Below are 12,772 nucleotides of genomic sequence, written 5' to 3'. Positions count from 1 at the left end.
GTCTAGGGCACGAGAGCACCCGGAACGGGGTGATTCTGGAATCCAGTTGCGCAGTTTGTGAAACTGAGTCGCACCACGTGCGAGGCGATGGCGCGGCTGCGCTGCTGGAAGCATCGCCTCGGGGATAGACTTCGAGACGATGTTCTACTGGCTGATGAAGTACGTTGTGGTCGGCCCCATCGTCAAGGCGATCTTTCGTCCTTGGATCGTGGGGAGAAGCAACGTGCCCAAGCACGGCGCCGCCATCCTGGCGAGCAACCACCTCTCGGTCTCCGACTCGGTGTTTCTGCCGTTGCTGATCGATCGACGGATGTCGTTCCTCGCGAAGAGCGACTACTTCACCGGCCGCGGCATCAAAGGGTGGGCCACGAAGTATTTCATGAAGGCGACCGGTCAGATTCCGATCGACCGTTCCGGTGGCAAAGCATCCGAGGCATCGCTGAACACCGGGCTGCAGGTGCTCGGCCGCGGCGACCTGCTCGGCATCTACCCGGAGGGCACACGCAGCCCCGACGGCAAGCTCTATCGCGGCCGCACGGGACTTGCGCGCATGGCGCTCGAGGCGAAGGTCCCGGTGATCCCGCTGGTCATGGTCGACACCGACACGGCGATGCCGATTGGTCAGACCGTTCCGCGGCTGGTGCGCGTCGGGATTGTCATCGGCGAACCACTGGACTTCTCGCGCTATGCCGGAATGGAGAACGATCGCTATATCTTGCGGTCGGTCACCGACGAGATCATGGTCGCTCTGCAGCGGCTCGGTCAGCAGGAATACGACGACGTCTACGCCTCTTCGGTGAAAGAGCGGATGCCCCGTCGTAACTGACGCCGGTTACCGCTCTCCTGGCCAGTAAGCTGGGGAAATGCCTCAGCAGCACGATGCCAACCTTGACGTCTGGCGCTCCCTTCCCATCAAGCAGCAGCCCATCTGGACAGATGGCGATCGCGTCGCCGATGTGTCGAAGCAGATCGCGGCTCTTCCTCCGCTGGTGTTCGCCGGTGAGGTAGACAATCTTCGCGACCGCTTGGCGCGCGCAGCATCCGGAAACGCGTTCCTCCTGCAGGGCGGTGACTGCGCCGAGACCTTCGCCGGGGCGACCGCTGAGCAGATCCGAAACCGGATCAAGACCGTGTTGCAGATGGCGGTCGTACTCACGTACGGCGCGTCGATGCCCGTCGTCAAGATGGGGCGCATGGCCGGGCAGTTCGCCAAGCCCCGCTCGAGCGATACCGAGACCCGCGGCGAGGTCACACTGCCCGCATACCGTGGCGATATCGTCAACGGCTACGACTTCACCGAGGGTTCCCGGCAGCCCGACCCAGATCGTTTGTTGCAGGGCTATCACACAGCAGCATCCACGCTGAACCTCATCCGCGCTTTCACGCAGGGTGGATTCGCGGACCTGCGTGAGGTGCACTCCTGGAACAAGGGCTTCGCGCAGAACCCGGCGAACCAGCGGTACGAGCGGATGGCGGCCGAGATCGATCGGGCCATCAAGTTCATGGAGGCTGCTGGCGCGGACTTCGAAGAGCTCAAGCGCGTCGAATTCTTCACCGGCCACGAAGGCCTGCTGATGGACTATGAGAGCCCGATGACGCGCATCGATTCGCGCACGGACACTCCGTACAACACCTCAGCGCACTTCCTGTGGATCGGAGAGCGCACGCGTGACCTCGACGGTGCGCACGTTGATTACTTCTCCAAGATCCGCAACCCCATCGGCGTGAAGCTCGGGCCGACGACGACACCGGAGACGGCGCTTCAGCTGATCGACAAGCTCGACCCGGACCGTGAGCCGGGCCGGTTGACGTTCATCACGCGCATGGGCGCCGGCAAGATTCGGGATGCCCTGCCGCCGCTGCTGGAAGCCGTTCGCGAATCAGGTGCTCAGCCGCTGTGGGTCACCGACCCCATGCACGGCAACGGCATCACGACGCCCACCGGCTACAAGACGCGTCGCTTCGACGACGTCGTGGACGAGGTGCGTGGCTTCTTCGAGGCACACCGTGCGGTGGGAACCTTCCCGGGCGGCATCCATGTCGAACTCACCGGTGACGATGTGACTGAATGCCTGGGCGGCTCTGAGCACATTGACGAGGCCGCTCTCGCGACCCGTTATGAGAGCCTGTGCGACCCGCGCCTGAACCACATGCAGAGCCTCGAGCTCGCGTTCCTCGTGGCGGAGGAGCTCGAGAAGCGCTGAGCGCCTTCCCACTTTTCTTTCGAGAACGCAGAAACCGCCCTTTCGGATGCTGAGGAAGGGCGGTTTCTGCGTTGTCGGTCGGGGTGTGGATAACTCTGACAGGCCGGGTGGTTGAGGCGGCAGGATCGGGAGATGCGACCGCGGACCAGATTGCCTTCCTCATTGCGAGGCCAGACGTTTCATGTGCAGACGGGTGCCTCGCGCGGTGCGAGCGAGAAACGGATGCGAGGACGCGATCTGGTACGTCCGTTTCATGGGGTGCGCTCCGCTGAACCTGTGGAGACTCTGCGCGATCGCTGCGCGGCATTGAGTCGGGCGCTCGGATCTCACCAATTCTTCAGCCACGTCACGGCCGCTGAACTGTGGCGGATGCCTCTGCCCGAGGATTATCCGGATCTGCATGTGACCGCGGTGGGTGCGCGCGGGCGTGTGCGTCGGCCGGGTGTTGTCGGTTGGGAGCGTGGTGAGGAAGACCTGCCGACGTTCACCCGGGACGGGATCCGGTTGCTCAGCCCGGCGGATGTCTGGTGCCAGTTGTCGACGATGCTCTCGCGGGACTGGCTTGTCGCGGTCGGAGACTTTCTCATCAGCGGGGAGATAGATGACACTGGCAGGCGTCGACAGCCGTTGTGCACGAAGGAGGATCTCATCGCAGCAATCAGCCGGCATGGTCGGCGCCGTGGTGCGGCCGCGATCCGGTGGGCGATGAAGCGGCTACGGCAACCAGTGGACTCTCCGCGCGAGACACTGCTTCGGCTGGCACTGATCGCCGGTGGCCTGCCCGAACCGGAAGTGCAGCTCGAGGTGCGCACGAGCAGGGGCATGCTTCATGGTGACCTGGGCTACCGGAAGGAGCGGCTCATCATCGAGTACCAGGGGGACGAACACCGCACCTCGCGTGCGCGCTGGTTGAAAGACCTCACGCGAGTCCAGCTCCTCGAGGATGCCGGATACCGCGTCATTCTCGTCGGCGCGGACGACTTGCGCGATGGTGCCCGCGACCTGATCGAACGGATCCGCCGAATTCTCGTCGCCGCGGGCTGACCCGATCGCGCGCGGGTCTCGAGAACGCACAAACCGTCCTTCCGGATGCCGAGGAAGGGCGGTTTGTGCGTTCTCGGCGCTTACAAGACGCCTCGGATCTGCATATAGACCTCGGTGCTGGCACGGCGCATCGAACCGGACGCGGGATCTGTTCCAGTGACCTCGGTATTTCCGTTGGCTAGTGCGCTCCAAAGCTTGTTCCACGTTGGGCTGAAGCCGTTGTCTCTGAGTACCTGGGCCGCTTCATCGCGGGTGAGGCCTACGACGTTAGGCACCTCAAAAAGCTGAGGCCCCTTCGACACAACCAAACGCGTCGAATCGCCCGGGCGCCAGTTGCCGCCGCCCTCACGTTCGGCCATGGAGATGACGATGCCGGCCTCGACATCGTTGCTGAACTCCTCGACCTGCTCGCTGACTGAGATCTCTTTCTCGGCCAGCGCTGCGACTGCGTCGTCAGCCGACATCCCGACGACATCAGGAAGCCCGCCCAGCGAGACGTACAGCTCGACGGAGTCGTCTTCGAACAGGTCGCAGCCTTCGCCGCAGATATACGGCTCACCTTCGGCACGCGGCGTCACGAAGGCATTGATCACGATGTCGTCGGCAGCGTCGGAGTAGAGCTCGAGCGTCTCATCAGCCACATTGACGTTGAGCTCAGCGAGGTACTGGCGTGCCTCTTCCTCGGTCTTGCCATTCAGAGGCTCGATGGTGTGCAGCGTGGGACCCGTGGAGACGAACACGGTCACGGATGCGCCCTTATCGAGTCGCTCACCAGCACCGGGATCAGAATCGATGACCGTGCCGGCAGGAACCTCGACCGAGCTCCTCTCGCCGGGAACGGCGACGAGTTCTTCGTCCGCCAACAGCGCGGTCGCTTGCTCCAGTGTCTTTCCGGCAACGCTCGGCACGGCCACGAGCGAACCCGGTCCAGACCCGAACCACCAACCGACACCGCCGGCAACAACAGCCAGCAGCAACACCAGAGTGAGCAAGAATGCGCCGCGCGCGCGACGTTTGGAAGATCGACGTCGAAGCAGCGTCGCGTTGTCGATGGGCTGCTGGACAGCGGTACCCGCCGTGGCCACCGGTCCGGTCGGATCATCAAACGCCATCGTCGTCGGCATGACCTTGGTCAGATCACCGGAGTCGCTCTGGGAACGCAGGGGCACAGTCGCCGTCGTTGTAGCCATGGGTGATACGCCGAGCTCGCGCTCGATCTCGCGGAGCCGGTCGAGCATCTGCTGAGCGTCGTTCGGTCGCTCATCCGGAGACTTCTCCGTCGACCACAGTACGAGTTCGTCCAGCGGCTCGGGAACGCCCGGATTGCGCACACTCGGTCGCGGCACTGACTCGGTCGCGTGCTGGAAAGCGATCTGCATCGGCTGCTCGCCCTTGTACGGCTGCTCGCCGGTGAGCATCTCGTAAAGCATGATGCCCAGCGCATAGATGTCGCTGCGGGCGTCGGCCATGCCTCGCGTGACGAGTTCCGGCGCGAGGTAGGCGATCGTGCCGAGCAGTTGCTGGCCCGTCGCGGTATTGGCAGTCGTCGCACGGGCAAGACCGAAGTCGCCGATCTTGATCCGGCCGTCTTCAGCGAGCAGCACGTTCTCAGGCTTAACGTCACGGTGAACGATGCCGGCCTTGTGCGCTGCTGCAAGTCCGGAGAGGATCGCGTCCATGATCGTGATGGTCTGAGCAATGCTCAGCCGGCGTTGCTCGCGCATCAGCTCTCTCAGCGTGATGCCGGGAAGATACTCCATGACGAGGTAGGCGAGTTCGCCGTCCTGGCCCTGGTCGAAGACATTGACGACGTGTGGATCGGCCAACCGAGCGGCTGCGCGAGCCTCTTGGATGAACCGACTCTGGAACACCGAATCGTCGCTGAGATGCCCGTGCATGACCTTGAGCGCGATGCGGCGCTCCAAGCGCAGGTCAGTGGCGACGTAGACGGTGGCCATACCGCCGCGGGCGATACGCGCACGCACACGGTAACGGCCGTCGACAAGCCGCCCGATGAGGGGGTCGGCCTGCTGATTGGTCGTCACGTACAGAGTCTATGAAGAACTGGCTGAAAGCCAGGGGAGCGGCTCACCCTTTCGGCGCGGAAACACCGGGGAATCAGCCATGAAGTGCGATCCACTCGTACGCCTGAGCCTCCCAAGCGCCGTAGCGCTCCGGGTATGCCGAGATCTGCACGGCCTGTGCAGCGTCGGTGAAGCGCATGCTTTCCCAACCGGCGATGTCGAGCAGTCCTCGTGTGGTCTGGCCATTCGGATCGGATGCTCCGCCGAAGAAGACCCGGATGCTGCGATCACGATTCATGATCTGCTCTGGTGTACCCCAACCCGTACTCGGACGCTGCTGGAACAGTCCGAGCGAATCTCGATCTCCCCAGTCGAGGTTGCGCAACCACGACTCGACCATCGATGTGGCCAGCGCGATGGCGATACCGCGGTCGGAGACGCCGAGTTCGCGTCCGATGCTGATGATGAGCGCCGCGTTCTCCGCCTGCGGAGTATCGAGCGCCGCGGTCTGCGGCCCCGTAGCGGCGGGCGCTGGAGCAGCAGGTGCCGGCGCAGGTGCTGGGGCGGCCACGATGATGCTCTCGCCGGGATAGATGATCGAGGCAGGGCCCAATCCGTTCAGACGGTAGAGCTCGTCGAGAGAAATTCCGTGCTTCTGCGCGATGGCGAAGAGCGTATCGCCGGGGGCGACCGCGTGCGTGGATGCTGCGGAACCGGGCGCCGCGGGCGGAACCGCGGCAGGCGCAGGCGCAGGGGCAGGCGCAGGCGCAGGTGCCGGGGCCGCCGCGCCGGAGATCGTGATGACCTGTCCCGGGTAGATGACCGATGCGCGGCTGAGCCCGTTGGCGGCCAGTACCGCGTCGACCGACGAATCGTACTTCTGCGCAATGGCGAAGATTGTGTCACCGACGACGACGGTGTGCGTCACTGCGGCGGGTGCTGGCGCGGGAGCGGGAGCAGGTGTGGCGACCGGAGCCGAACCCGTGAGCGAGAGCGTCTGGCCGGGGTAGATGACCGAGCGCCAGCTCAGATCGTTCCACGTGAGCACGTCGACCGTGCGGAGAGCGAACTTCGCGGCGATTGCGGAGACAGTGTCACCGCTCTGCACGACGTAGGAGGTCGGGGCCGCAGCCATCGGAATCGGTTTGGGAACCACTGTCAGTCGATGATGCGATCCAGTATCGAAAGATGTTGTGGCAGCGGTGGCGGGCGCGGCGCTGAACGCCGTCGCCAGAACCCCCAGCACTGCTGCTGGGACGCCGATTTGGGCGTAGCGGGTGCGGTGTCGCTCGGTTTGGAGTCTCAAGGATTCCCCCCTTTTGGGCTCATGAAACGCTGACACGGATGTAAACAGATGTCAACCAGAGTGACTGATGTTACTGGAGTGACACGCGGGAGAATGTGCGATGTTTCCCGGGAAATGAGATAGTCGAACAGTGTCTGAGACTGCTCCCGAAACCCCGGCCTTCGAATGGCTGACGACCCCGGACCTCGTTGAGATCCTCGACGAACCGCTGGGCCGCGTCAGGAGGCTGATTGCCGAGCAGTACCTCGTCGGCTCCAGCCGCAACGGCGCGTTCGCGGTTCCGTCGATCTTCATCGTCGACGCGCGTCCGCTGGCCTCGCTGCGCGGCACGATCATCGTGCTGAAGGATGCGGGGTTCAGCGATGACGAGGTCATCGACTGGCTGATGGCCGACCAGGAAGAACTCGGGCGCACGCCGATCGCGGCGCTTCTCGACGGCCACAAGAGCGCGGTTCGCCGCGTCGCGCGCACTCTCGCCTGAGCGCACTCTCGCCAGGCGCGCTTTCACCAGGTGCCCTGCACCTGAGGAGGAACCTGCTCCGCTTCAGGCGGTTCGCACCGTCGCCGCTCGCGCGAGATCGCGCAGTTCGCTGACCGAGGCGTTGTCCAGCCGTGCGCCGGAAAGTGCGCGGTCCGCCTCCTGCGCGTAGGAATCGATGAGTTCCTCTACACGCGAGAGCGCCCCGGACTCGACGATCGTCGCCTGCAGGGCGGCCACCTGCTCAGGCGCAAGCTCGGGGTCACCGAGCATCTCATCGAGCACTCGGCGCCCCGACGGCTCAAGTCGTTCGCGGGTGAACGCGATCAAGACAGTGCGCTTGCCTTCGCGCAGATCATCGCCAGCTGGTTTCCCTGTGACGGACTCATCGCCGAACACGCCGAGCACATCGTCGCGCAGCTGGAAGGCCATTCCCACCGGATGCCCGAAGCTGCGCAGAGCGTCCGACTGCGCCTTCTCGGCACCCGCGAGCGCGGCGCCGAGAAGGAGTGGCTGCTCGATGCTGTAGCGCGCGGATTTCAACGAGACGATGCGCAGGGCACGGTCGGCATGCTCGGATGCTGGATTCACCCGCCACGCGGACTCCTCAGCGATGTCGAGGAACTGGCCGACAGTGACGCCGCGACGCATGCGTGCGTACTCAGCTCGCACAGCGGGCGCGTGAGCATGATCGGTCAAAGCCTGCTCGAGCAGGTCATCGCTCCAGGCCACCAGCATATCTCCGAGCAGGATCGCGGAGGCGCGCCCGAAGGCCTCGGCGTCCCCAGCCCAGGCGGATTCTCGGTGCTGCATCTCGAGAGCTCGGTGCGCGGCCGGGCGTCCGCGTCGCGTGTCGGAGTTGTCGATGAGGTCATCGTGCACGAGGGCGGCGGACTGGAAGATCTCTAGCGCCGCGCAGAGGTCCCACACAGCATTCGATTCGCCCGCATTTCGATCCGCGAATCGAGCGACTGAGCGCCATCCGGCATGGCAGAAGCGGGCGCGGAGGCGCTTGCCGCCGCGCAGGGTTTCAGCTGCGGCATCGATGAACATCTCCGCATCCGGACCATACTGCGCTGACTCGGCGCGAAGCCCGCTCAGAACAAGGTCGAGGCGAGGGGCGATGGCATCGTGGACTAGCGTGGGAGAAAGCACGATACTCAGCTTAGGTTCTCAGCTGATATCTAGCCTCTGCGCCTGAGCCAGCGTAGACTGAAGCCACTGAACCCAAGGGGGGCGTTATGCCACTGTCAGAACAGGAGCAGCGTCTGCTCGATGAGATGGAACGCCATCTCCTGCATAACGACGCCGACATCGTCAGCGCGCCTTCCGGAGATCGCACTCTCAGCTACCGAAACCTTGTGTACGGTGCTGTTCTGCTTCTGGTCGGCATCGGCGCGCTCGTCGCTGGTGTGGCGCTCGGTGGCCAGATCGGCGCGGTCGGCAGCATCATCATCGGTGTCATCGGCTTCGCGGCCATGGTTTCCGGTGTGATCCTCGCAGCCACGCCGGTTCGTCGAACCGGCCCGAGCCGCGTCTCGAACACGAAGCGGCCGACGTCGCCGCAGAGTTCGGCCTCATTCATGGATCGTATGAACGATCGTTGGGATCGTCGCCAAGACGGTCGCTGACCCTCTTCCTTTTACAGACCCGGATGCAATCGCATCCGGGTCTTTTTTGTGTGCACTCCGTTTTCCTCCACTCGCATGACGACCCGATTCTCCGCGTGATCACGGGGGAGTTCTGGCAGGAGGTGAACGAATCTGCCATGCTGTCGAGACATTGCCATATAAAAGTGGAGCAAAGTGGAGTAAAGTGGGGCCAACCTCGATTTGGCCGGAAACAGAGGGGGTGATGGCCGATGTTGTTGGGGACGCACGCACCGAAGCTCGACGACAAAGGTCGGGTCATCCTGCCGGCGAAGTTTCGTGAGGATCTCGGTGGCGGCATCGTGGTCACCCGTGGCCAGGAGCGTTGCCTGTATGTCTTCAGCACCGCCGAGTTCGAGGCCATGCACGAGCGGATCCGTCAGGCGCCGCTCAGCAATAAGCAAGCCCGTGATTTTCTGCGCATGTTCCTCTCCGGAGCGAGCGCCGAAATGCCGGACAGCCAGAACCGCATCACCATCCCTGCTCCCCTCCGTCAGTACGCGGGGCTCGAGAAAGAGCTCATCGTCACGGGCGTCGGCGCACACGCCGAGATCTGGGATGCTGCGGCCTGGAACGACTACCTCGCTGCTGGCGAGGACAGCTATTCAGAATTGGAACAGGAGGTGATTCCGGGACTCTTCTGACCTCGACTGTGATGCCCCGCCGCTCCCGCCCCGACACACTTCCCCGGTGCCGGGTCGAGAAGCGGAGGGGGATCAGAGTCGAAGGTCAACCGGAAAAGATCATGAATCTTCGCGACATACATACCCCGGTTCTCCTCGAGCGCTGCATCGAGCTGTTGGCCCCGGCGCTGCAGCACGACGGAGCAGTGCTGGTGGATGCCACGCTCGGCATGGGCGGACACTCCGAAGCCCTGCTGGAGCGTTTCGACAACATTCGGCTCATCGGCCTCGACAGGGACACCGACGCACTGCGCATCGCCGGACAGCGACTGGAACGGTTCGCTGACCGCATCACGCTGGTCCACACCGTGTACGACGAGATCGGGCTGCACGTGCATGGCGCGTCGGGCATCCTCATGGATCTCGGCGTCTCCTCCTTGCAGCTTGATGAGGCGGAGCGCGGCTTCGCCTATGCGAAGGATGCTCCGCTGGACATGCGTATGGACCAGACGAAGGGCGTCACTGCCGCTGAGGTACTCGCCACATACAGCGAGGGCAACCTCCGGCGCATCTTCGAGCGCTACGGCGAGGAAAAGCTCGCCGCACGCTACGCGCGCTTCATCGTGCAGGCGCGGGACGAGAATCCCTTCGTCCGTTCGCAGGACCTGGTCGACCTGCTGCAGCAGGCCACTCCCGCGGCAGTGCAGCGAGCCGGTCACCCGGCCAAGCGGGTCTTCCAGGCGTTGCGCATCGAAGTGAACTCCGAGCTCAGCGTTCTCGCCGATGCGATCCCCGCGGCGATGGACGCCCTCGACGTCGGTGGGCGCATCGTCGTGATGAGCTATCAGTCGCTGGAGGACCGCTTGATCAAGCAAGCCTTCGCCGCGGCATCCGCATCCACTTCACCGGCCGGGCTCCCCGTGGAACTCCCCGAGCATGCTCCGCGTTTCCGGACCATCACCAAGGGTGCAGAACTCGCCAGCGATGAAGAGAAGGCACGCAACCCGCGCGCGATCCCGGTGCGCTTGCGCGCCGCTGAACGAATCAGGGAGGCAGCATGAGTCGCGCGACCGCGGCAGCGCTGCTGCCCGAACCACAGGCCCCCGCGACGCGTCCTGATCGCCGACTCAAGCCGGTCACAGCACCCGCCCCGCGGCGGCGTCCCAAACTCGCCTACGCCCTGATCGCCCTCGCGGGAGCAGCAGCGATCGGCATCGGCCAGATCGGCTTGTCACTGGCGATCACGCAGGACTCGTTCGTGCTCGCAGACCTGAAGGCGCAGGAACGCGAACTCAACCTGCAATCCAGCGCCCTCAGCGATGATCTGGCCGGCATATCTTCTCCGCAGATGTTAGCGACCAAGGCTGCAGAACTGGGCCTCGTCGTCACCGGCTCTGCCTCCTACCTGCGACTGAGCGACGCCACGATCTTCGGGTCGAACACCGGAGCCGGCAGCCAATCGACCGTAGACCCGCGCGGCAACGGGGCCGTTCACAACGCCCTGCTGCAGCAGCCGGCGCCGCCGCCCGCCGCAGAAGAAGTACCTGCAACTGACGAGGCTGTGGACGCGGTCGATCCGAACCTTCCCCCGCCCATCACCGAGGGGCTCCCGAGCCCATCGACCCGCTGATCGGACATGGAGACACCCACATGACGACACGAGCAACGCGCGGCCCACGCCGACGTACTGTCGTCGCTCTCGCGGTGATCCTGGCTGTGCTGGCCGCATTCGTTGTGCGCTTGGTTGACATCCAGGTCGTGAGCGCGACCGAGCACGTCGATGATTCCCTGCATGTGGGCAAGCTCGGCACCACCAAGACTCTGTATGGCGATCGCGGAACAATCGTCGACGCCAGTGGCGTTACTCTGGCCTCGAGCATGAAGGTCTATGACGCGCAGCTCAGTCCTAGCCTGATCGTCGAGGTCGAGGAGGACGAGAAGAACCCGCCGAAGCTGCCCTGGAATGAAGCCGCCGACAAGATCGCGGAGATCATCGGTCAGGATGCTGATGAGCTTCGCACTGCCGTGGCCGCCAATCTCGAGGCAGACCCGCACTCGCAGTACTACCTGCTGAAGAACGGACTCAGCACGGAGAAGTATCTCGAACTGCGCGACCTCGGGCTCGTTTATCTCGACATGATTCCGCGGGAGACCCGGGTCTACCCGAATGGCGCGGTGGCCGGAAACGTGGTCGGCTTCGTCGACAGCGCGGGTCAGGGGCAGGCTGGAGTCGAGCAACTCGAAACATCGTGCCTCGCGCCGACCGATGGTGAGCACAGCTATCTGCGCAGCACAACCGGAGTGATCATTCCGGGCAGCGAACGCACCGTCGAAGCGCAGGACGGCGGCACGGTGCAGCTCACGATCAACAGCGATCTGCAGTGGTATCTGCAGCAGATGATGACTGAGGAAGCACAGGCTCAGGGGGCAAAAGCCGCCACCGCCGTGGTCGTCGAGGTCAAGACCGGAAAGATTCGGGCGGCGGCCGAGTGGCCCTCGCTCGACCCGAATGATCTGAACGCCTCGAATCCCGACGACTGGGGAACGAAGGTCTTTACACGCACGTTCGAGCCCGGCTCGACCTACAAGGCGGTGACTGCGGCGACCCTGATCGAGGAGGGCGCCGTCGATGACAGCACCACCGTGAGTGCGTCGAGTCGAGAGACCTTCCCGAACGGTGCAATGGTCAACGACGCGTTCGTGCACGGCGCCTACGAGTACACACTCGCTGGAGCCCTGATCGACTCGTCGAACGTCGCCCTGTCGAAATTCGGCACGATGGTCGATCCCCAGACCCGGTACGACTATTTGCAGAAATTCGGCGTCGGCGAGAAGACGATCAACTTTCCGCGCGAGGAGGGCGGCAGCCTGCATCCGGTTTCGAAGTGGGACAGTCAGTCGCTCTACACGACGACGTTCGGTCAGTACTTCACCGTCACTGCCCCGCAGGTCGCCAGCGTGTACCAGACCATCGCCAACGGCGGCGAGAAGATCGATCTCTCGCTCATCGAATCGTGCACGCTGCCTGACGGCACCGTCGTCAAGCCCGAGGCGCCTGAGCGTGAACAGATCGTCTCGGAGGCCACTGCCGACAAGGTCGCGCGGATGATCGAGAACGTCGCGGTGCAGGGCGGCCTCGCTGAACGGGTCGAGGTTCCCGGCTATCGCATCGGCATCAAGACCGGTACGGCGGAGGTTCCCGACGGGCACGGCGATTACAAGTCGGGCATCTACTTCACGAGTATGGTCGGCTTCGCTCCGGTGGACGATCCTGAGTACGTCGTGATCGTCACGCTCGACGAGCCGACTAGAATTACTTCATCAGCAGCGACGGCGGCCGGCTTCCAGAAGGCGATGACCCAGGTCCTGAAGACCTACCGCGTCTCACCGTCCACGGAACCGATGGACGAACTGCTTCCCAAGTTCAAGTAGCCGGCGTGAAGC

12 protein-coding genes are annotated in these 12,772 nt (G+C 64.0%); 9 read left to right on the top strand and 3 right to left on the bottom strand.

Annotated elements, in window-relative coordinates:
- Nucleotides 1-139: 139 nt before the first annotated feature.
- The 3 genes from ACW5CM_RS09160 (at nucleotide 140) to ACW5CM_RS09150 (ending at nucleotide 3,248) form a co-directional block, all read left to right on the top strand.
- Nucleotides 140-826, top strand: coding sequence for a lysophospholipid acyltransferase family protein (locus ACW5CM_RS09160; protein WP_438255323.1), 687 nt, complete (start codon nucleotides 140-142; stop codon nucleotides 824-826).
- Nucleotides 827-863: 37 nt separating this feature from the next.
- Nucleotides 864-2,204: a class II 3-deoxy-7-phosphoheptulonate synthase gene (locus tag ACW5CM_RS09155; protein WP_438255324.1), complete on the top strand. Its 1,341-nt coding sequence runs from the start codon at nucleotides 864-866 to the stop codon at nucleotides 2,202-2,204.
- 276 nt (nucleotides 2,205-2,480) lie between these two features.
- Nucleotides 2,481-3,248 carry a DUF559 domain-containing protein gene (locus ACW5CM_RS09150; protein WP_438255325.1) on the top strand — a complete coding sequence of 256 codons (768 nt, stop codon included), beginning with the start codon at nucleotides 2,481-2,483 and terminating at the stop codon, nucleotides 3,246-3,248.
- An 80-nt stretch (nucleotides 3,249-3,328) separates the two neighbouring features.
- Here the strand turns inward: ACW5CM_RS09150 and pknB are convergent, their stop codons facing one another.
- Nucleotides 3,329-5,293 carry a Stk1 family PASTA domain-containing Ser/Thr kinase gene (gene pknB, locus ACW5CM_RS09145; RefSeq protein ID WP_457124815.1) on the bottom strand — a complete coding sequence of 655 codons (1,965 nt, stop codon included), beginning with the start codon at nucleotides 5,291-5,293 and terminating at the stop codon, nucleotides 3,329-3,331.
- Nucleotides 5,294-5,366: 73 nt separating this feature from the next.
- Nucleotides 5,367-6,578, bottom strand: a complete 1,212-nt coding sequence (locus ACW5CM_RS09140) for a LysM peptidoglycan-binding domain-containing protein (RefSeq protein ID WP_457124814.1) — start codon at nucleotides 6,576-6,578, stop codon at nucleotides 5,367-5,369.
- Nucleotides 6,579-6,708: 130 nt separating this feature from the next.
- On the opposite strand from ACW5CM_RS09140, the gene ACW5CM_RS09135 reads away from it, so the two are divergent.
- Entirely contained in the window at nucleotides 6,709-7,059 is a 351-nt protein-coding gene (locus ACW5CM_RS09135) for an Rv2175c family DNA-binding protein (protein ID WP_438255328.1), read from the top strand.
- A 63-nt stretch (nucleotides 7,060-7,122) separates the two neighbouring features.
- Here ACW5CM_RS09135 and ACW5CM_RS09130 read toward each other — a convergent pair whose 3' ends face one another.
- A complete protein-coding gene (locus ACW5CM_RS09130) occupies nucleotides 7,123-8,211 on the bottom strand; it encodes a polyprenyl synthetase family protein (protein ID WP_457124813.1) in 1,089 nt (362 codons plus the stop codon).
- An 86-nt stretch (nucleotides 8,212-8,297) separates the two neighbouring features.
- Here ACW5CM_RS09130 and ACW5CM_RS09125 point away from each other — a divergent pair, with 86 nt between their 5' ends.
- The 5 genes from ACW5CM_RS09125 (at nucleotide 8,298) to ACW5CM_RS09105 (ending at nucleotide 12,760) form a co-directional block, all read left to right on the top strand.
- Nucleotides 8,298-8,687, top strand: coding sequence for an SCO2097 family morphological protein (locus ACW5CM_RS09125; RefSeq protein ID WP_438255330.1), 390 nt, complete (start codon nucleotides 8,298-8,300; stop codon nucleotides 8,685-8,687).
- Nucleotides 8,688-8,917: 230 nt separating this feature from the next.
- Nucleotides 8,918-9,349 carry a division/cell wall cluster transcriptional repressor MraZ gene (mraZ, locus tag ACW5CM_RS09120; protein ID WP_438255331.1) on the top strand — a complete coding sequence of 144 codons (432 nt, stop codon included), beginning with the start codon at nucleotides 8,918-8,920 and terminating at the stop codon, nucleotides 9,347-9,349.
- 101 nt (nucleotides 9,350-9,450) lie between these two features.
- Complete coding sequence (gene rsmH, locus ACW5CM_RS09115) at nucleotides 9,451-10,389, top strand: 16S rRNA (cytosine(1402)-N(4))-methyltransferase RsmH (RefSeq protein WP_438255332.1); 939 nt, start codon at nucleotides 9,451-9,453, stop codon at nucleotides 10,387-10,389.
- Complete coding sequence (locus ACW5CM_RS09110) at nucleotides 10,386-10,958, top strand: cell division protein FtsL (protein ID WP_438255333.1); 573 nt, start codon at nucleotides 10,386-10,388, stop codon at nucleotides 10,956-10,958. The genes rsmH and ACW5CM_RS09110 overlap by 4 nt, the downstream gene beginning before the upstream one ends.
- A 20-nt stretch (nucleotides 10,959-10,978) precedes the next feature.
- Nucleotides 10,979-12,760 carry a peptidoglycan D,D-transpeptidase FtsI family protein gene (locus tag ACW5CM_RS09105; protein WP_438255334.1) on the top strand — a complete coding sequence of 594 codons (1,782 nt, stop codon included), beginning with the start codon at nucleotides 10,979-10,981 and terminating at the stop codon, nucleotides 12,758-12,760.
- Nucleotides 12,761-12,772 lie beyond the last annotated feature (12 nt).

The sequence above is a fragment of the Microbacterium wangyouchuni genome, assembly GCF_054072595.1.
The sequence above is the reverse complement of the archived record's forward strand: the minus strand, read 5'-3'. Positions and strand labels throughout refer to the sequence as shown.